An 18,601-nucleotide genomic window follows, 5' to 3' on the forward strand; every position below is an offset into this window, starting at 1 on the left:
CTCCCGATTATCAAGCGAGGAAGCATCATCATGCCTGCCGAATCCGCCCCGGCCGTGCCACGCCCACCCGCCCGCACCTCCGCGCAAGCGCCCGTGCTCACGGGTGCCGAGGCCGTCGTCCGCTCGCTCGAGCTGCTCGGTGTGACCGACGTCTTCGGGCTCCCGGGCGGCGCCATCCTCCCCGTCTACGACCCGCTCCTGTCCGCCACCCAGCTGCGGCACATCCTCGTGCGCCACGAGCAGGGCGCAGGGCACGCCGCCGAGGGCTACGCCGCCGCGAGCGGCAAGGTGGGAGTCGCGATCGCGACGAGCGGTCCCGGTGCCACCAACCTCGTCACCGCCATCGCCGACGCGTACATGGACTCCGTGCCCATGGTCGCCATCACGGGGCAGGTGTTCTCCACCCTCATGGGAACCGACGCGTTCCAGGAGGCGGACATCGTCGGCATCACGATGCCGATCACGAAGCACTCGTTCCTCGTGAAGGACGCCTCCGAGATCCCCGGCGCGATCGCGGCCGCCTTCGAGGTCGCCTCCACGGGCCGCCCCGGCCCCGTGCTCGTCGACATCACGAAGGACGCGCAGCAGGCGGAGGCGCCGTTCGTGTGGCCGCCGCGCTACGACCTGCCCGGCTACCGCCCCGTCACGAAGGCGCACGGCAAGCAGATCCAGGCGGCCGTCGCCCTCCTCGCCGAGGCGCGCAAGCCCGTGCTGTACGTGGGCGGCGGCGTCATCCGCGCCCGGGCGTCCGAGGAGCTGAAGACCTTCGCCGAGGCGACCGGCGCTCCCGTCGTGACGACGCTCATGGCGCGCGGAGCGTTCCCCGACTCGCACGGTCAGCACCTCGGCATGCCCGGCATGCACGGGTCGGTTCCCGCCGTGCTCGCGCTGCAGGAGAGCGACCTCATCGTGGCACTCGGAGCGCGCTTCGACGACCGCGTCACGGGCAAGGCGGCGCTGTTCGCCCCGAACGCCAAGGTCGTGCACGTCGACATCGATCCCGCCGAGATCTCGAAGATCCGCACCGCCGACGTCCCGATCGTGGGCGACCTCAAGGAGGTGCTCGTCGACCTCGACACCGCCTTCCGGTCGGCGACGGCGTCCGACGGCGCCGACTACGCCGAGTGGTGGGCGTACCTCCGAGGGCTGCAGGACCAGTACCCCCTCGGCTACACGCCCACGACCGACGGCCTGCTCGCCCCGCAGCACATCATCCAGCGCATCGGCGAGCTCACCGGGCCCGAGGGCGTGTACGCAGCGGGCGTCGGCCAGCACCAGATGTGGGCCGCGCAGTTCATCCGCTACGAGCGGCCGAACTCGTGGCTCAACTCGGGCGGGGCCGGCACCATGGGCTACTCCGTCCCCGCGGCCATGGGTGCGAAGGTCGCCCAGCCCGACCGCGTGGTGTGGGCGATCGACGGCGACGGCTGCTTCCAGATGACGAACCAGGAGCTCGCCACGTGCGCGCTCAACGACATCCCGATCAAGGTCGCGATCATCAACAACTCGTCGCTCGGCATGGTGCGCCAGTGGCAGACGCTGTTCTACGACGGCCGCTACTCCAACACCGACCTGCAGACGGGGCACGACACCGTCCGCATCCCCGACTTCGTCAAGCTCGCGGAGGCGTACGGCTGCCTCGCCATCCGCGTCGAGAAGGAGGAGGAGATCGACGACGCGATCCGCCTCGCCCTCGAGACGAACGACCGCCCCGTCGTGATCGACTTCGTCGTGAGCGCAGACGCCATGGTGTGGCCCATGGTGCCGCAGGGCGTCAGCAACAGCTACGTCCAGTACGCGCGCGATCACTCGCCCGCCTTCTCCGAGGAGGACTGACATGTCGTCTCACGTGCTGAGCCTCCTCGTGGAGGACCGCCCCGGCCTGCTCACGCGCGTGGCGGGTCTGTTCGCCCGACGCGGCTTCAACATCCACTCGCTCGCCGTCGGCGTCACCGAGATCCCCGGGCTGTCCCGCATCACGGTGGTCGTGGACGTCGAGGACCTCCCGCTCGAGCAGGTCACGAAGCAGCTCAACAAGCTCATCAACGTCGTGAAGATCGTCGAGCTCGAGCCCGCGGCCTCCGTGCAGCGCGAGCACATGCTCGTCAAGGTGCGCGCCGACAACGCGTCGCGCTCCAACGTGCTCGAGATCGTCAACCTGTTCCGCGCGAACGTCGTCGACTACGCGCCCGACGCGCTCGTGATCGAGGTCACGGGCGACCAGGGCAAGGTCGACGCGTTCCTCAAGGCCATCGAGCCGTTCGGGATCAAGGAGCTCGCCCAGTCGGGCCTGCTCGCCCTCGGCCGCGGCGGCAAGTCCATCACCGAGCGCGTCCTGCGCGGCTGACCCAGAACCGAATCCGAAAGAGAGAGACACAAAGTGACCGAGATCCTCTACGACGCAGACGCCGATCTGTCGATCATCCAGAACAAGAAGGTCGCGATCGTCGGCTACGGCTCGCAGGGCCACGCCCACGCGCAGAACCTCCGCGACTCGGGTGTCGAGGTCGTCATCGCGCTGAAGGAGGGGTCGAAGTCGACCCAGAAGGCCCAGGAGGAGGGCTTCGAGGTCAAGAACGTCGCCGACGCGACCGCCTGGGCCGACCTCATCATGATCCTCGCGCCCGACCAGCACCAGCGCTCGATCTACGCGGACTCGATCGCGCCGAACCTGGCCGCCGGCAAGACGCTCGCCTTCGCGCACGGCTTCAACATCCGCTTCGGCTACATCGACGCCCCCGAGGGCGTCGACGTCATCCTCATCGCGCCGAAAGCCCCCGGCCACACGGTGCGCCGCGAGTTCGTCGCGGGGCGCGGCATCCCCGACATCATCGCCGTCGAGCGCGACGCGTCCGGCCAGGCATGGGACGTCGCCCTCTCGTACGCGAAGGCGATCGGCGGAACGCGCGCCGGCGTCATCAAGACGACGTTCACCGAGGAGACCGAGACCGACCTGTTCGGCGAGCAGGCCGTGCTGTGCGGCGGGATGAGCCACCTCGTGCAGGCGGGCTTCGAGGTGCTCACCGAGGCGGGCTACCAGCCCCAGATCGCCTACTTCGAGGTGCTCCACGAGCTCAAGCTCATCGTCGACCTCATGTGGGAGGGCGGCATCGCCAAGCAGCGCTGGTCGATCTCCGACACGGCCGAGTTCGGCGACTACGTCTCCGGCCCGCGCGTCGTCGACGCCCAGGTCAAGGAGAACATGAAGGCGGTCCTCGCCGACATCCAGTCCGGGGCCTTCGCGAAGCGCTTCATCGACGACCAGGACGCAGGAGCCCCCGAGTTCCTCGGCCTGCGCGAGAAGGAGCAGCAGCACCCCATCGAGGTGACCGGCAAGGAGCTCCGCTCGCTGTTCGCCTGGAAGCAGCAGGACGCCGACTACGTCGAGGGCTCCGCCGCGCGCTGATCCCCGACGCCCGAGACCCGGCCGCCGCCCCCACGAAGGGCGGCGGCCGATCTTCTTCCCCGTGGGCGCTGGCCGATCAGGGCAGCGGGTAGGTCTCGAACACCGCGTCGGCAGGGAGCACCTGGAGGAACGACGCCTCGAACGTCGCCGCGTCGCCGTCGGCGGGGGTCCGCGCCGCCCAGCCGGTCGCCGCTTCGAGGATCGCGCCCTCCGCGTCGCGCGCGACGACCACGACACCGGGGGAGAGGCACCCCCCGTCCCGTTCCACGGAGAGCTCGCCGGCGACCGTCGTCGGGAGACCGGGCTCGGACGACACCGCGGCCTCCGACACCTCGACGCCGCCGCAGGCGTCGACGGGCTCGTCGTAGCGCGGGTCGACGAGAGGCTCCGACACCGAGATCTCGGCCACCTCCGCCCCGGCGAGGTCGGAGAAGTACCCCGCGACGGCGGTCCTCCCGGGGAGGAAGGCGCGGTACGTCGAGAACGTCTGGAGAACCTCGCCGTCGAGGGAGATCGCATCGACATCCACCGCCGCGACGCCCGCGGCCGCACCCCGGTCGGCCGCGTCGACGATCGCGACGAACCACCAGGTCGACGACTGCCCCACCCGACCCGATGCGGTCTCGCCCACCGCGAGCGCGAGGGGCTCGAGCGCCGCGCGCGGGTCGACGTCCTCGTCGGATGCGCCAGTCGGCGCCGCCGGCTCGTCGATCGTGTACGGCGATCCGTACACCGTCGGCTGCGCCGTGGAGAAGTAGCCCACCACCGCCGCGGCCGTGACGGCCCCGCCGACGACGGCGAGCACGAGCGCGGCGACGCTCGTTCCCGCGCCGCGCCCACGGCGGGCGAGCGCGACGACGGCGAGCACGAGCGCGGGGGCGAGCAGGAGCACCGCTCCCACGATCGCGAGCGGGGTGAACGCCGCGACCACCCCGCCGATCGCGAGCGCGAGCGCGGTCACGGCGAGCGCACGGCCGGGGCGCGGAGGCCGCGGCGCGCGCACCGGCGCGTACGCGGGCGGAGCGCCGCCCGTGCTGACGTCGGACATGGCCGTCTCCTCCCGCCGCCGCCCGATCCTGTCGCGAGCCGGCAGAGCCATCCTCCCGCACCCGCCGTCATCCGGCGTCGCATTCGCCGGGACCGTCGCATCATCCGTGCTTCCCTGTACGGACGGACTCCGGGAAGGGACGTATGCGGATGTCGGAATCGATCGACGCGGGCTTCGCGACGCGGCAGGTGCACATCGGGTCGGCGGCCGCCCAGGCGACCCCGCGGACGGTGCCCATCCACCTCACGGCCGGATTCACCTTCGACGCCTTCGACGACGCGGCCGCGCACTTCGGCAGCGGAGACGGCTTCGGCTACACGCGCACGGGCAACCCGACCGTCGACGCCGTCGAACGCAAGCTCGCCTCCCTCGAGGGAGGCGCGGAGGCGCTGCTGCTGGCGAGCGGGCAGGCGGCGCTCGCGGTGGCGCTCCTCGGGCTCGTGTCCGCGGGCGAGCACGTCGTGAGCTCGACGCACATCTACGAGGGGACGCGGGGGCTCCTCCTCGACAACCTGTCGCGCGCCGGGGTGACGGCCGACTTCGTCGAGGACATCCACGATCCCGATGCGTGGCGCGCGCTCATCGGGCCGCACACGCGCGTGCTGTTCGCCGAGTCCATCGCCAACGCGCGCAACGACGTCCTCGACATCGCTGCCGTGGCTGCCGTCGCCGCCGAGCACGGCATCCCGCTCGTCATCGACAACACCTTCGCGACGCCGTATCTCGTGCGTCCGCTCGAGCACGGGGCGGATGTCGTCATCCACTCCGCGAGCAAGTTCCTCGCCGGCCAGGGCGCGGCACTCGGCGGCGTCGTCGTCGACAGCGGCCGGTTCGACGCCGACCGGGCGGGAGGCCGCTTCCCGCAGCTGACCGAGTCCACCCGCACGGGCGGCGCCTCCCCGTGGCAGCGGCACGGGGGCCGGGCGCGGATGGCCTATCTGCGCGAGACGGTCGCGCCGCGCCTGGGCCCCACGCCGTCGCCGCTCAACGCCTTCCTCATCGGCCAGGGCGCGGAGACGCTCAGCCTGCGCGTCGAGCGCCAGTCGGCGAACGCGCTCGCGATCGCGCGGTGGCTGGAGGGGCGTCCCGAGGTGGAGTCGGTCGACTACGTCGGGCTCGCCTCGCACCCCGACCACGCGCTCGGCGCCCGCTACCTCCGCGGCGGATCGGGATCGGTCTTCACCTTCACCCTGCGCGGCGGCATCGACGCCGCTCGCGTCTTCGTCGAGTCGCTCCGTATCATCACCCACATGACGCACCTCGGCGACGTCCGGACGCTCGTCCTCCACCCCGCGACGACGAGTCACGCGGGCCGCACGGACGAGGAGCGCCGCAGCCACGGGGTCCACCCCGGGACCCTGCGCCTCTCCGTGGGGATCGAGGACGCCTCCGATCTCGTCGCCGACCTCGAGCAGGCACTCGTCGCCATCGCGGCGCGGGCGGCCGTCCTGGAGAGGAGCGCGGCGTGACCCGCCTGCAGCACTTCGGCTGGTTCCTCGGGCGAGGATTCGGCCCGCACGGGTGGGGGCTTCCCTCTCTCGAGTGGAACTACCGATGGACCGAGCCCCGGCTCTATCAGGAGTCGGCGAGGACGCTCGAGCAGGCCGGCTTCGACGTCCTCATCATCGAGGATGCGCCCTCGCTCGGCAGCCCCGAGACGATCGACCTGCGGGTGCGCCATGCGTTCGGCGGGCCCAAGCACGATCCCCTCCTGCTCGCCCCCTATCTCTTCTCCGCGACGGAGGCGCTCGGCGTGCTGCCGACCGTGAACCCCGCGGCGCTCCTGCCCTACACGGCCGCACGGCAGTTCGCGACGCTGCAGCACCTGAGCGGGCATCGGCTGGGGCTCAACGTCGTCACCGACACGGGCAGCGCGCGGCACTTCGGCGACGCCCCGCAGCTCGGTCACGACGCGGCGTACGACCGCGCGGAGGAATGGCTCTCGGGCGTGCGCGACCTGTGGCGGAGCTGGCCGGACGGCGCGCTCGTCGCCGATCCCGCGAGCGGGCGGTACGCCGACGGGACGCTGCTCGCGGCGACCCGCCATCGGGGGGAGTACTTCGCGTTCGACGGACCCCTGAACGCCATCCCCTTCACCGACGGCGAACCGGTCATCGCGTCTCCGGGCGGATCAGGGCGCGGCCTCGGCTTCGCCGGCGCGAACTCGGACATCCAGCTGGCCCTGTCATCGCTCGACGAGGAGAGCATCCGGTCCTACCGGGCGCGCATCCACGACGCGGCGCGGGCAGCGGGCCGCGCCGCCGAGGACATCAAGATCCTCTTCGCCATCCCCGCGGTCATCGTGCCGTCGCGCGAGGAGGCCGAGCGCATCGTGGCCGCCTCGGCGCATCCGGGGGAGGAGGAGATCCTCCGCATCGCGCAACGTCAGTCGAGCGATCTCGAGACGGACCTCACGGCGCTCGATCCGGATGCTCCGCTCGACCCCGGCGTCTTCGGCGATCACGTCTCGCAGGGGAGCATCCGCCGCCTCATCGGCGGCCATGACATCGCCACGACGCCGCTGCGGACCATCCTCGGCGCGCACGCGCGGCTCGGCCGGCTGTCGGACGGTTCGGGATTCGTGGGGACGGCGGACGAGTTCGCCGACCGGATCGAGGAGCTCGGCGAATGGGGGAACGACGGCGTCCTGCTCTGGGGCGACGTGCATCCCGTGACGGTGCACCGCACGCTCGACGAGCTCGTCCCGATCCTCCGCAGGCGCGGGATCCTCCGCGATGGGCTGGAGCCGGGGCCGCTGCGCCGCAACCTGTTCGCGTTCTGAGGCGCAGCGCCGGGAGTCAGCGCTCGGCGCTCCACGAGCGCAGGCGGCGCAGCAGCGGTCTCTTCTTGTCGAGGTGGCCCGCCATACGGCCGAGGATGCCGTCGAGCGTGCGGATGGCGTCGGTGATGCGCGGGCCTTTGTTGAGCATGACGCACTCCGCGCGGTTCGCGGACGCGGCGTCGGTGATCTCCGCCCGCGTCGGCACTCCGCGCTTGGCGAGGTCCTCGAGCACCTGCGTCGCCCAGACGACGGGGAGGTGCGCCGCCTCGCAGAGCCACAGCATCTCCTCCTGCACCTCGGCGAGGCGCTCGAACCCGGCCTCCACGGCGAGGTCGCCGCGCGCGATCATGACGCCGGCCCGCCGCCGCGTCATGAGGGCGAGGAGGATCTCGGGGAGGGCGAGGAATCCGTCGACGGTCTCGAGCTTCACGACGACCCCGATGTCCTGCGCGCCGCGCGCGTCGAGCGCGGCGAGGAGCAGGTCGACGTCGTCGGCGGAGCGCGCGAAGGAGAGCTGCACGATGTCGGCGATGTCGACGACGACATCGAGCGCCGCGAGATCGTCATCGGCGACGGCACCGACGGGGATGGCCGTGTCCGGCAGGTTCACGCCCTTCTCCGCGCGCAGCTTCGCGCCCCCCTCCCTGGCCGCCGTCACCTCGATCTCGAGCTCGCCGTCGCGCGCGTCGCGCACGACCCCGTCGATGCGGCCGTCGTCGAACGACACGCGGTCGCCGACGCGCGCGGCGGCGACCGCCTCCGGAAGCGAGCAGGCGATGCGGTGCACGCCGTCGGCGCTGCGCGCCGGGGCGCCGTCGGCGGCGAGCACGATGGTGTCTTCGACGTGCACGCGCAGCGCGCCCGGCACGGGTGGGAGCGCGGCGACGGTCGTCGCGTCGTCGTCGCAGCGGAGGTCCGCTCCCTCCTCGAGGTAGGAGGTCCGGTCGCCCTCGGCGACGACGCCCGCGCGCCCGGTCTCGACGACCGTCACGCGGCGCGCGCGCCCCCGCGCGTCGCGGAACCGGATGACGTCGCCCACCGCCCGCCGCCCGAGCCAGCCGGCATCGCGCACGGGCACCGTGACGGCATCCGGCTCGTCGGCCGCGACATCGGCGGGGGCGAAGCGGATGCGCGCGGGGACCTCGACGCGCCCGGCGGCGTCGCGCACGGGCTTGGCCTTGCGGACGTGCGGGCCCTCGGGGAGGGTGCCGGTGCGGAGCTTGGGGCCGCCCAGGTCCATCGCGATGCGGATGCGGTCGTCGGCGGCGCGGACGTGGTCGGCCATCCGACGCCAGGCCGGCTCGTCGTCGTGCGCGCAGTTGATGCGAGCGAGGTCCATGCCCGAGGCGGCGAACTCGGCGACGAGGTCGCCGTCGTCGGCGGCCTCGGAGGGCAGCGTGACCATGATGCGGGTCGTGCGCGCGTGCGTCACGCGGCCGAGCAGATCGTCGGCGTGGGTGCGGAGCGCCCCGCGGTCGTCCTCCTCGTCGGCCGCGTCCCCGGCCCCGGCGTCCCCGGCCCCGGCGTCGCCGAGGGCGGCGTCGATGAGCGCGGTCACGGCGTCGAGGTTGCGGAGCACGTCCGCCTCCATGCGGCCGAGCGACGACAGGCCGACGTCGCTCAGGCGCGCCTGCAGCGGTCTCAGATCGTATGCGCGCAGGGCGAGGTAGTGCACGAGGTTGCGCGCACCCGGCCGGTGGCTCGGATGGACCGCGGCGATCTCCGTGGCCGCGCGCCTCTCCGCCTCGAGGGCGTCGGACCGGAGGGCGGCGACCTCGTCTCGGATGTGCAGGAGCTCGTCTCGCAGCGGGGGCATCGCCCCACGCTATGCAGGTCGCGAGAACGGCCTCGAAGGCTTTACACGAGGGCGCGGACGCGGTAGGAGGGCCCTCAGGTCAGCTGCCGGAGCAGCTCGTCGCGGCGGGCGTCCGAGGCGAACGACGCCTCGACCGAGTTGCGGGCGAGGAGCCGGACCTCGTCGTCGGTGAGCGCGAACGCGTTGCGCAGGGCGGCCACGTTGTCGTCCAGGTATCCGCCGAAGTAGGCGGGGTCGTCGGAGTTGACGGTGACGACGAGGCCGGCCTCGAGCAGCGTGCGGAACGGGAGCCGCGCGACATCGTCGACGACGCGCAGGCGCACGTTCGACAGCGGGCAGAGCGTGAGCGGGATGCGCTCGCGTGCGAGACGCTCCACGAGGGCGGCGTCGTCGAGCGCGCGCACGCCGTGGTCGATGCGCTCGGCTCCGAGCTCGTCGAGCGCCTCGCGGATGTAGTCGGCCGGCCCCTCCTCGCCGGCATGCGCGACGCGCCGCAGACCCGCGTCGGCCGCGCGCGCGAACACGTCGCGGAAGAGCCGCGGGGGATGGCCGACCTCGGCGGAGTCGAGTCCGATGCCGAGCAGCGGGACGCCGGCGTCGAGCACCTCGTCGAGCATCCGCTGGGCGGACGCGACGGGCTCGTCGCGCAGGACGCACGCGATGATCCCGGACGTGATCCCGAGCCGCTCCTCTGCGGCGCGCGCCGCGCGGTCGAGGCCGCGCAGCACGGTCGCCGCTGGCACGCCCCGCGCCGTGTGCGCCTGCGGGTCGACGAAGAGCTCGACGTGCGCGACGCCCGCGCGATGGGCGCGGAGGAAGTACGCCTCGGCGAGGTGCGCGAAGTCGTCCTCGGTGCGCAGCACGCCCATGTTCTCGTAGTACAGGTCGAGGAAACCCTGCAGGTTCGCGAAGTCGTACCGCGCGGCGAGCTCGTCGGGGGTCGCGTCGCGGAGCGTCGCGCCGTGGCGCGCCGCGAGCTCGAAGATCGTCGCGGGCTCGAGGGTGCCCTCGATGTGGAGGTGGAGTTCGCAGAACGGAAGCGGGGAGGGCATCCCGCGAGCCTACCGAGGCCTCAGGGTGCGACGCGCGTGGCAGGCTGGGGGAGTCGGAGGGAGCCGTCGTGACCCAGGAGCTGCCGCCGCGTCTGCTCCGACTCGCCACGGAGATCGACGCACGGATCATCGCGCGCGACCGGGAGCTCGCCGAGCTCGCGGACGCGAGGGGAACGGCCGACGGCGACGACGAGCACGACCCGGAGGGGGCGACCCTCTCCGACGAATGGTCGCGGCTCACGGGCCTGCGGGCCGCGGCGCTGCGCGATCGGACGCTGCTGGAGGCGGCGGTCCTGCGCGTCGCCGCCGGCACGTACGGGCGCTGCGAGCGCTGCGGCAGGACGATCCCCGAGGAGCGGATGGACGCGGTGCCGACGGCGGTGCGCTGCGTCGCGTGCGCCGCGCACCGCCGCTGACCGCTCGCCCGCCGACGGCCATCCCGCACCGGTCGGGATCGGTCGCGGCGCGTGGCGCTCTCAGGTGCGTTCGGCGCGGATGCGCTCTATCTCGTCTGGCAGCGCCGACGAGCCGGCCGGCTCGTCGTAGAGATCGGGCTTCTGCGGCGCGATCGCAAGAGCCTCGACGGGCTCGGTCTCGGTGAGGACGTCGTCGAGGCCCTGCAGGGCGCTGAAGCGCCGCGCCTGCGTCACGACGTTCCTGTCGAGCGAGCCCGCGACGCGGTTGTACGCCTCGACGGTCGCATTGAGCCGCTTGCCGAGCGCGGCGAGATGCCCGCCGAGAGTGCCCAGGCGCTTGTGCAGCTCCTTCCCGACCGCGAAGATCTGCTGCGCCTCCCGAGCGAGCTGGTCCTGCCGCCATGCGTGCCCGACCGTGCGCAGCAGCGCGACGAGCGTCGCGGGCGTGGCGATGACGACGTTGCGAGCGAACGCGTGCTCGTACAGGGAGGCGTCCTGATCGAGCGCCGCCGCGAGGAACGGCTCGGCTGGCACGAACATCACGACGAACTCGGGCGAGCCGGGGACGGCGTCCCAGTACTGCTTCCCGCCGAGGTCGTCGATGTGCCGGCGGAGATGCCGGGCATGCGCCTGCAGCCGCTCCGTGCGCACGGCGTCGTCGGCCGCCTCCATCGCCTCGAGGTATCCGGAGAAGGCGACCTTGGCGTCGACGACGACCGTCTTGTCCCCGGCGAGGTGCACGACGAGGTCGGGGCGAAGCGCGCCGTCGTCGCCGGCGTGGTGCTCCTGCTCGGCGAAGTCGACGTGGTTGAGCATGCCGGCGGCCTCCACGACCCGCCGCAGCTGGAGCTCGCCCCACCGCCCGCGCACCTGCGGCGCCCGCAGCGCGTTCACGAGCCGGCGGGTCTCCGCGCCGAGCGAGTCGGATGCCTGCCGCATGACCTTCAGCTGCTCGGCGAGCGCGACGGCCGCATCGGCGCGCGCCCGCTCTGCCGTCGCGACCGACGTGTGGACCGTGTCGAGCGACTGCCGGATCGGCTCGACCAGCCTCTCCACCGCCTCCTGCCGACGACGGAGCTCCGCGGCGCCCTCGCCCTGGCTGCGCCTCAGCCGTTCCTCGGCCTGCGTGAGGAACGTCTCGGCGTTGGCCTGGAGCGCCCGGCGGCTGAGGGCGTCGAACTCGTCGGCGAGCCGCCGGCGGTCGTCGCGCAGCTCGGCCAGCCGCTCCTGCGCCTCGCGCCTCGCCGCCAGGACGGCCTGCTCGCCGCGGTGGCGCTCCTGCGCGATCCTCTCCTCCAGATCGGAGGCGGCGGAGGCCGCCCCGCGCTGCCGTCCGAGGAGGAAGCCGACGGCGCCGGCGAGCGCGGCGATGACGAGGGCGACGAGGAGGAGGGGGAGGGCGGTGTCCATGAGCCCGATTGTGGCGCAGGGGTCGGACATGCCCGCGGCGGTGCGACCGGTCCCCTCGCGCCGCGGCGATCCTCTGCTAGCATGGACTGTCACGCGCGTGCGCGGGCTCGGCGTGCCCGTCGGGATCCCCACCGCGTGACAGCACGGCAATCCCATCAACTGCCCCGGTTCATCCGCGGTGGCGCCCGTCGGCCCGTCCGGCGAAGCGGCATCCGAGCCAGGGGCCCGACCATCCCCAACAAGGACAACCCACTACATGACTAACGCAACGACCGCCCCGGCCACCAAGCAGGTCGCGATCAACGACATCGGCTCTGCTGAGGACTTCCTGGCCGCGGTCGAGAAGACGCTGAAGTTCTTCAACGACGGCGACATCATCGACGGCACGATCGTCAAGATCGACCGCGACGAGGTCCTCCTCGATGTCGGATACAAGACCGAGGGCGTCATCCCCTCGCGCGAGCTCTCCATCAAGCACGACGTCGACCCCAACGAGGTCGTCACGGTCGGCGACCACGTCGAGGCCCTCGTCCTCCAGAAGGAGGACAAGGAAGGCCGTCTGATCCTGTCGAAGAAGCGTGCGCAGTACGAGCGCGCGTGGGGCGACGTGGAGAAGATCAAGGAGAACGACGGCGTCGTCACCGGCACTGTCATCGAGGTCGTCAAGGGCGGTCTCATCGTCGACATCGGCCTGCGCGGCTTCCTCCCCGCGTCGCTCATCGAGCTCCGCCGCGTGCGCGACCTGACGCCGTACCTCGGCCAGGAGATCGAGGCGAAGATCCTCGAGCTCGACAAGAACCGCAACAACGTCGTGCTGTCGCGCCGCGCCCTCCTCGAGGAGACGCAGTCGGCCACGCGCACGCAGTTCCTCAACAACCTGCACAAGGGCCAGGTCCGCAAGGGCGTCGTGTCCTCGATCGTCAACTTCGGCGCGTTCGTCGACCTCGGCGGCGTGGACGGCCTCGTGCACGTCTCCGAGCTGTCGTGGAAGCACATCGAGCACGCCTCCGAGGTCGTCGAGGTCGGCCAGGAGGTCACCGTCGAGATCCTCGAGGTCGACCTCGACCGCGAGCGCGTCTCGCTGTCGCTGAAGGCGACCCAGGAGGACCCGTGGCAGGTCTTCGCGCGCACGCACGCGATCGGCCAGATCACGCCCGGCAAGGTCACCAAGCTCGTCCCGTTCGGCGCGTTCGTGCGCGTCGCGGACGGCATCGAGGGCCTCGTGCACATCTCGGAGCTCTCGAACAAGCACGTCGAGCTCGCCGAGCAGGTCGTGTCGGTCGGCGAGGAGGTCTTCGTCCGCGTCATCGACATCGACCTCGACCGTCGCCGCATCTCGCTCTCGCTCAAGCAGGCGAACGACCTCGTCGACCCCAACGGCACCGAGTTCGACCCGGCGCTGTACGGCATGGCGACCGAGTACGACGAGAACGGCGAGTACAAGTACCCCGAGGGCTTCGACGCCGAGTCGGGCCAGTGGCTCGAGGGCTTCGACGACGCCCGCGAGAAGTGGGAGCAGGAGTACGCCGCCGCCCAGGCTCGCTGGGAGTCGCACAAGTCGCAGGTCGCCAAGGCCCTCGAGGCCGAGGCGGAGCAGGGCGACGACTTCGGCGCCCAGACGTTCTCGACCGAGTCGGCCGGTGCCGGCACGCTCGCGGACGACGAGGCTCTCGCCGCGCTGCGCGAGAAGCTCTCCGGTCGTTGAGACGCGCTGACGTCCCGGCGGACCTGATCCGCTGAGACGACGGCGAAGGGCCGGCTCCTCGGAGCCGGCCCTTCGTCGTACCCGGAGGGTCCGCGTCGCGCAGCATGCGCGGGCAACCTTCCTGTTAAGCACAAACTGCGCAGCGGCGGCGCCGGATGACGGTCCGTTACGGATGATTCGATCCGGACGACTCCGTCCGCGAGCATGGACGACATGCCCGCCCCGTCCGTCGCGCCCCGTGCCGCCCGCGCGGCCGGCGCCATCCGATTCGACGGCGTCGGGCGCGCCTTCCCCGTGCCGGGCGGGGACCGCGTCGTCCTGCGCGGCGTCGACCTGGCGGTCGCGGCGGGGGAGATCGTCGCCATCGTCGGTCCGTCGGGATGCGGCAAGTCGACCCTCCTCCGTCTCCTCGGCGGCCTCGACGCCCCGACGGACGGTGCCATCGCCCTCGACGGCACGCGCATCCGCGACACGGACGAGCGCACCGCCGTCGCGTTCCAGGAGCCGCGGCTGCTGCCGTGGCGGACCCTCGCGCAGAACGTCGAGATCGGCCTTCCGCGCGGCGGCGACCGACGCACGGGTCGGGCGCGCGTCGACGAGCTGCTGCGCCTCGTCGGCCTCGCCCACGCCGCCGGCCAGCGTCCGCGAGAGGTGTCCGGAGGGATGGCCCAGCGCGCGTCGCTCGCGCGCGCCCTCGCCCGCGACCCGGGCGTCCTGCTCCTCGACGAGCCGTTCGGCGCGCTCGATGCGCTCACCCGCCTGCGGATGCAGGACCTCCTTCTCGACATCCACGCCGCCCAGCCGACGACCGTGCTGCTCGTCACGCACGACGTCGAGGAGGCGCTCTACCTCGCCGACCGGGTCCTCCTCCTGCGCTCGCTCGCCGACGACGCCGACGCGGCGACGTCGATCGCCCGCGTCATCGACGTCCCCGGTGCGCGCCCGCGTGACCGCGCGGACCGCGCCATCGCCGACCTCCGCGCCGAGCTCCTGGACGGGCTCGGCGTCGACATCCACCACCATGCACCCCAGGAGTCCCGTTGACCGCCGCCATCCGCCGCACCGTTCCCGCGCTCGCCCTCACGGGCGCCATGGCCCTCCTCGCGACGGGCTGCGTCGCCGGCGAGAACGCCGCACCGGCCGAGGACGCAGCGGCCTCGAGCGGGGAGTGGTCGGACACGGCGCTCTCGCTCGACTTCGCCACGTACAACCCGCTGAGCCTCGTCGTGCGCGACCAGGGCCTCATCGAGGAGGCGCTGGGCGAAGACGTCGACGTCGAGTGGGTGCAGTCCGCAGGGTCGAACAAGGCCAACGAGCTGCTCCGCTCCGGATCGATCGACGTGGGGTCGACCGCGGGCTCCGCTGCGCTCCTCGCGCGCGCCAACGGGTCGCCCATCCAGGTGATCGACATCTACTCCCAGCCGGAATGGTCGGCCATCGTCGTCGGCCCCGACAGCGACATCGCGTCGGTCGACGACCTCGCCGGCGCGTCGATCGCCGCCACGAAGGGCACCGACCCCTACTTCTTCCTCCTGCAGGCGCTCGAGGAGGCCGGGCTCTCCGTCGACGACGTCGAGGTGCAGAACCTCCAGCACGCCGACGGGCGCGCGGCGCTCGACAACGGCTCGGTCGACGCCTGGGCGGGTCTCGACCCCATCATGGCGTCGGCGGAGGTGGAATCGGGCGACGAGCTCGTCTACCGCAACGTCGACTTCAACACCTACGGCTTCCTCAACGCCACGGAGGACTTCATCGCGAACCACGCCGACCTCGCCCAGGTCGTCGTGGACGCCTACGAGGAGGCCCGCGCGTGGGCGCTCGCCCACCCCGAGGAGACCGCCCAGCTGCTCGCCGACGTCGCGGGGATCGACCTCGCCGTCGCGACGACGGTCATCGAGGAGCGGTCGAACCTCGACGTCAGCGGGGTCCCCGGTGCCGACCAGATCGCCGTGCTCGAGCGCATCGCGCCCGTCCTCGCGGAGTCGGGGGACGTCTCCGGCGGCCAGGAGGCCGTGGACGCCGCCCTCGAGAGCATCGTCCACGCCGACTTCGCGGAGCAGGCGGCGGGCGGCGAATGAGCGCCGGCCTCCCGGACGAGCGCGTCGTCGTCCCCGCCGAGACGCGGGACGCGGTCGACGCCGCAACGAACGCGCGCCGGGGCTCGGATGGCGCCGGCCGCGCCTTATGGGATCGCCCGCTCGTGCGCGTCGCCGGCGGATTCGCGCTCCCCGTCGCGCTGCTCGCCGTCTGGCAGCTCGTCACGACGACGGGTGCCGTGCCGGCGTACCAGCTGCCGACGCCCGGCTCCGTCCTGACCGCGGCGGGCGAGCTCGCGGCATCGGGTCAGCTGTGGACGCACATCGCGATCTCCGTGCAGCGCGTGCTCATCGGGTTCGCGATCGGGTCGGCGGTCGGGCTCGCCGCCGCGGCGATCGTCGGGCTGTCGCGGGCGGGCGACGTGCTGCTGAGCCCGCTGCTCTCGGCCCTGCGCGCCGTGCCGTCGCTCGCCTGGGTGCCCCTTCTCATCCTCTGGATGAAGATCGGCGAGGAGTCGAAGATCACCCTCATCGCCATCGGCGCCTTCTTCCCCGTCTTCACGACGGTCGCCGCGGCGCTTCGCCATGTCGACCCGCAGCTCGTCGAGGCGGGCCGCTCGTTCAGCCTGCGCGGATGGTCGCTCTTCCGCACCGTGCAGCTGCCCGCCGTCGTCCCGTCGGTCGCGTCGGGCCTGCGCCTCGCACTCGCCCAGTCGTGGCTGTTCCTCGTGGCGGCCGAGCTCATCGCGTCGTCCATGGGCCTCGGCTTCCTGCTCAACGACTCCCAGCAGACCGGGCGCGTCGACCGCATCCTGCTCGCCATCGTGCTCCTCGCCGTCCTCGGCACCGTGACGAACGCCGTGCTCGGCCTCGTCGAGCGTCGCCTCCTGCAGAAGTGGACCTGACATGACCGACACCGAGGCCCGTCTCGTCGAGCACCGCATCTTCCCCGTCTCCGACGGCTTCGCGGCGCAGGCGAACGCGACAGCCGAGCTCTACACGGAGGCGGAGGCCGACCCGGTCGCCTTCTGGGAGGCCGCAGCGCGGCGTCTCGTGTGGGCGGAGCCGTGGCACACCGCGCACTCGTGGGAGCCCCCCGTGAGGGGAGCGGACGGCGAGCTCTCCGTGCCCGCCGCGCGCTGGTTCGAGGGCGGCCGGCTGAACGTCGCCTACAACTGCGTCGACCGCCATGTCGACGAGGGGCGCGGCGGCAAGGTCGCGCTGCACTTCGAAGGCGAGCCGGGCGACCGCACGACCGTCACCTACGCCGATCTGCAGCGCCGAGTCGCGCAGGCCGCGCACGCGCTCACGGCGCTCGGCATCGGGCCGGGCGACCGGGTCGTGGTGTACCTGCCCGTCCTCGTCGAGACCGTCGTCATCGCGCTCGCCTGCGCACGCATCGGCGCCGTGCACTCGCTCGTCTTCGGCGGGTTCTCGGCCGAGGCCGTCCGCTTCCGGCTCGAGGACACCGGCGCGAAGCTCCTCGTCACGAGCGACGGCCAGTTCCGCCGCGGCGCGGCCGTCGAGGTGAAGTCGGCCGCCGACCGGGCAGCCGACGGCCTCCCCGCCCTCGAGCACGTGCTCGTCCTGCGGCGGACGGGACAGGGTGTGCCCTGGACGGAGGGGCGCGATGTGTGGTGGCACGACGTCGTCGACACGGCGCCCGAGGCGCATGAGGCACAGGCGTTCGATGCCGAGCACCCCCTCTTCATCATCTACACCTCCGGCACGACGGGCAAGCCCAAGGGGCTCGTGCACACGTCGGGCGGGTATCTGACGCATGCGAGCTGGGCGCACTGGGCCCACTTCGACGCCAAGCCCGACGACGTGCACTGGTGCACGGCCGACCTGGCCTGGGTGACGGCGCACACGTACGAGATCTACGGCCCGCTCTCGAACGGGCTGACCCAGGTGATCTACGAGGGCACACCCGGCACTCCGCACCGCGAGCGCCACCTGGAGATCATCGAGCGCTACGGCGTGACGGTGTACTACACGGCGCCCACGCTCATCCGCACGTTCATGACCTGGTTCGGCGACGACGTGCCCGCGGGGCACGACCTCTCGACCATCCGTCTGCTCGGCACCGTCGGCGAGGCGATCAACCCCGAGGCGTGGGTCTGGTTCCGCCGCAACTACGGCCGCGACGAGACGCCCGTCGTCGACACCTGGTGGCAGTCGGAGACGGGCGCCGCGATGATCGCGCCGCTCCCGGGGGCGACGCCGCTCAAGCCCGGCTCGGCGACCGTGGCGCTGCCCGGCATCGACGCCGCCGTCGTCGACGCCGAGGGCGAGGAGGTTCCTCCGGGGCGCTCGGGCACCCTCGTCGTCCGGCGCCCGTGGCCGGGGATGGCCCGCACGGTCTGGGGCGATCCGAGGCGCTACCGCGACGCGTACTGGTCGGCGTATGCGGGCAGGGGCGCCCACGGCGGGTACTACGTCGCGGGCGACGGCGCGACGCGCGACGCCGACGGCTACGTGTGGATCCTCGGGCGTCTGGACGACGTCGTGAACGTCTCCGGCCACCGCCTCTCGACGATCGAGATCGAATCTGCGCTCGTCGCGCACCCCTCGGTCGGCGAGGCGGGGTCGACCGGGGTGTCCGACCCCCTCACCGGCCAGGCCGTCGCGGCGTTCGTGGTGCCGTCGGGGGCCTCCGACGTCTCCGTGGACGACCTGCGCGCGCAGGTCGCCGCGGAGATCGGCCCCGTCGCGAAGCCGCGGCACGTGCACGTCGTGCCGGAGCTCCCCAAGACCCGGTCCGGCAAGATCCTGCGCCGCCTCCTGGCCCAGCTGTGGGAGGCTGAACAGGATCGCCGCGCCGGCCGCGAGCCGCAGCCCCTCGGCGACACCACCTCCCTCCAGAACCCGTGGGCGGTCGACGACATCGCGCAGGTGCTCGCCGCCGCGCCCGCCACCCGATGAGGACC

15 protein-coding genes are annotated in these 18,601 nt (G+C 72.5%); 11 read left to right on the forward strand and 4 right to left on the reverse strand.

What is annotated here, in order from left to right; genetic code table 11:
- Positions 1–30 precede the first annotated feature (30 nt).
- Genes ABD998_RS00970 through ilvC form a run of 3 tightly spaced genes read left to right on the forward strand, consistent with a single transcriptional unit; the run spans position 31 to position 3,406 of the window.
- Positions 31–1,836, forward strand: coding sequence for an acetolactate synthase large subunit (locus ABD998_RS00970; protein ID WP_345435009.1), 1,806 nt, complete (start codon positions 31–33; stop codon positions 1,834–1,836).
- Between the two features lies 1 nt (position 1,837).
- The gene (gene ilvN / locus ABD998_RS00975; protein WP_345435011.1) at positions 1,838–2,347 is read left to right on the forward strand and encodes an acetolactate synthase small subunit; all 510 of its coding nucleotides are present in this window, start codon (positions 1,838–1,840) and stop codon (positions 2,345–2,347) included.
- Positions 2,348–2,380: 33 nt separating this feature from the next.
- The gene (gene ilvC / locus ABD998_RS00980) at positions 2,381–3,406 is read left to right on the forward strand and encodes a ketol-acid reductoisomerase (protein WP_345435013.1); all 1,026 of its coding nucleotides are present in this window, start codon (positions 2,381–2,383) and stop codon (positions 3,404–3,406) included.
- A 76-nt stretch (positions 3,407–3,482) separates the two neighbouring features.
- On the opposite strand, the gene ABD998_RS00985 is transcribed toward ilvC, so the two are convergent.
- Entirely contained in the window at positions 3,483–4,454 is a 972-nt protein-coding gene (locus tag ABD998_RS00985) for a hypothetical protein (protein WP_345435015.1), read from the reverse strand.
- A 149-nt stretch (positions 4,455–4,603) separates the two neighbouring features.
- Between ABD998_RS00985 and ABD998_RS00990 the strand changes: the two genes are divergently transcribed.
- Positions 4,604–5,923, forward strand: a complete 1,320-nt coding sequence (locus ABD998_RS00990) for an O-acetylhomoserine aminocarboxypropyltransferase/cysteine synthase family protein (protein ID WP_345435017.1) — start codon at positions 4,604–4,606, stop codon at positions 5,921–5,923.
- Complete coding sequence (locus ABD998_RS00995; RefSeq protein ID WP_345435019.1) at positions 5,920–7,236, forward strand: LLM class flavin-dependent oxidoreductase; 1,317 nt, start codon at positions 5,920–5,922, stop codon at positions 7,234–7,236. Before ABD998_RS00990 ends, ABD998_RS00995 begins: the two co-directional genes overlap by 4 nt.
- Positions 7,237–7,252: 16 nt before the next feature.
- Here ABD998_RS00995 and ABD998_RS01000 read toward each other — a convergent pair whose 3' ends face one another.
- Positions 7,253–9,052, reverse strand: coding sequence for a pyruvate kinase (locus ABD998_RS01000; RefSeq protein WP_345435021.1), 1,800 nt, complete (start codon positions 9,050–9,052; stop codon positions 7,253–7,255).
- A 74-nt stretch (positions 9,053–9,126) separates the two neighbouring features.
- The gene (locus ABD998_RS01005) at positions 9,127–10,104 is read right to left on the reverse strand and encodes an adenosine deaminase (RefSeq protein ID WP_345435023.1); all 978 of its coding nucleotides are present in this window, start codon (positions 10,102–10,104) and stop codon (positions 9,127–9,129) included.
- A 68-nt stretch (positions 10,105–10,172) separates the two neighbouring features.
- Here ABD998_RS01005 and ABD998_RS01010 point away from each other — a divergent pair, with 68 nt between their 5' ends.
- Entirely contained in the window at positions 10,173–10,520 is a 348-nt protein-coding gene (locus ABD998_RS01010; RefSeq protein ID WP_345435025.1) for a TraR/DksA family transcriptional regulator, read from the forward strand.
- A 60-nt stretch (positions 10,521–10,580) separates the two neighbouring features.
- Here the strand turns inward: ABD998_RS01010 and rmuC are convergent, their stop codons facing one another.
- On the reverse strand, positions 10,581–11,930 hold the full coding sequence (gene rmuC / locus ABD998_RS01015; protein ID WP_345435028.1) for a DNA recombination protein RmuC: 1,350 nt from the start codon (positions 11,928–11,930) through the stop codon (positions 10,581–10,583).
- A 256-nt stretch (positions 11,931–12,186) separates the two neighbouring features.
- Between rmuC and rpsA the strand changes: the two genes are divergently transcribed.
- The 5 genes from rpsA (at position 12,187) to acs (ending at position 18,596) form a co-directional block, all read left to right on the forward strand.
- Positions 12,187–13,635 (forward strand): 30S ribosomal protein S1, encoded by a 1,449-nt coding sequence (rpsA, locus tag ABD998_RS01020; RefSeq protein ID WP_345435030.1) that lies wholly within the window; start codon positions 12,187–12,189, stop codon positions 13,633–13,635.
- Between the two features lie 213 nt (positions 13,636–13,848).
- Positions 13,849–14,679 carry an ABC transporter ATP-binding protein gene (locus ABD998_RS01025; RefSeq protein WP_345435032.1) on the forward strand — a complete coding sequence of 277 codons (831 nt, stop codon included), beginning with the start codon at positions 13,849–13,851 and terminating at the stop codon, positions 14,677–14,679.
- Positions 14,680–14,726: 47 nt separating this feature from the next.
- Positions 14,727–15,713: an aliphatic sulfonate ABC transporter substrate-binding protein gene (locus ABD998_RS01030; protein ID WP_425562941.1), complete on the forward strand. Its 987-nt coding sequence runs from the start codon at positions 14,727–14,729 to the stop codon at positions 15,711–15,713.
- The gene (locus ABD998_RS01035; protein ID WP_345435036.1) at positions 15,710–16,576 is read left to right on the forward strand and encodes an ABC transporter permease; all 867 of its coding nucleotides are present in this window, start codon (positions 15,710–15,712) and stop codon (positions 16,574–16,576) included. Before ABD998_RS01030 ends, ABD998_RS01035 begins: the two co-directional genes overlap by 4 nt.
- 1 nt (position 16,577) lies before the next feature.
- Complete coding sequence (gene acs, locus ABD998_RS01040) at positions 16,578–18,596, forward strand: acetate--CoA ligase (protein ID WP_345435038.1); 2,019 nt, start codon at positions 16,578–16,580, stop codon at positions 18,594–18,596.
- Positions 18,597–18,601: the final 5 nt, after the last annotated feature.

The organism is Microbacterium gilvum, assembly GCF_039543865.1.
Lineage (GTDB): Bacteria > Actinomycetota > Actinomycetes > Actinomycetales > Microbacteriaceae > Microbacterium > Microbacterium gilvum.

Bases quoted from the DNA above. Each gene is read 5' to 3' on its own strand.
- ABD998_RS01005 (WP_345435023.1), bottom strand. From the start codon at position 10,104: ATGCCCTCCCCGCTTCCGTTCTGCGAACTCCACCTCCACATCGAGGGC.
- rmuC (WP_345435028.1), bottom strand. From the start codon at position 11,930: ATGGACACCGCCCTCCCCCTCCTCCTCGTCGCCCTCGTCATCGCCGCG.
- ABD998_RS00985 (WP_345435015.1), bottom strand. From the start codon at position 4,454: ATGTCCGACGTCAGCACGGGCGGCGCTCCGCCCGCGTACGCGCCGGTG.
- ABD998_RS01035 (WP_345435036.1), top strand. From the start codon at position 15,710: ATGAGCGCCGGCCTCCCGGACGAGCGCGTCGTCGTCCCCGCCGAGACG.
- ABD998_RS01025 (WP_345435032.1), top strand. From the start codon at position 13,849: ATGCCCGCCCCGTCCGTCGCGCCCCGTGCCGCCCGCGCGGCCGGCGCC.
- ilvN (WP_345435011.1), top strand. From the start codon at position 1,838: ATGTCGTCTCACGTGCTGAGCCTCCTCGTGGAGGACCGCCCCGGCCTG.
- ABD998_RS00990 (WP_345435017.1), top strand. From the start codon at position 4,604: ATGTCGGAATCGATCGACGCGGGCTTCGCGACGCGGCAGGTGCACATC.
- ABD998_RS01030 (WP_425562941.1), top strand. From the start codon at position 14,727: ATGGCCCTCCTCGCGACGGGCTGCGTCGCCGGCGAGAACGCCGCACCG.
- acs (WP_345435038.1), top strand. From the start codon at position 16,578: ATGACCGACACCGAGGCCCGTCTCGTCGAGCACCGCATCTTCCCCGTC.
- rpsA (WP_345435030.1), top strand. From the start codon at position 12,187: ATGACTAACGCAACGACCGCCCCGGCCACCAAGCAGGTCGCGATCAAC.
- ABD998_RS01000 (WP_345435021.1), bottom strand. From the start codon at position 9,052: ATGCCCCCGCTGCGAGACGAGCTCCTGCACATCCGAGACGAGGTCGCC.
- ABD998_RS00970 (WP_345435009.1), top strand. From the start codon at position 31: ATGCCTGCCGAATCCGCCCCGGCCGTGCCACGCCCACCCGCCCGCACC.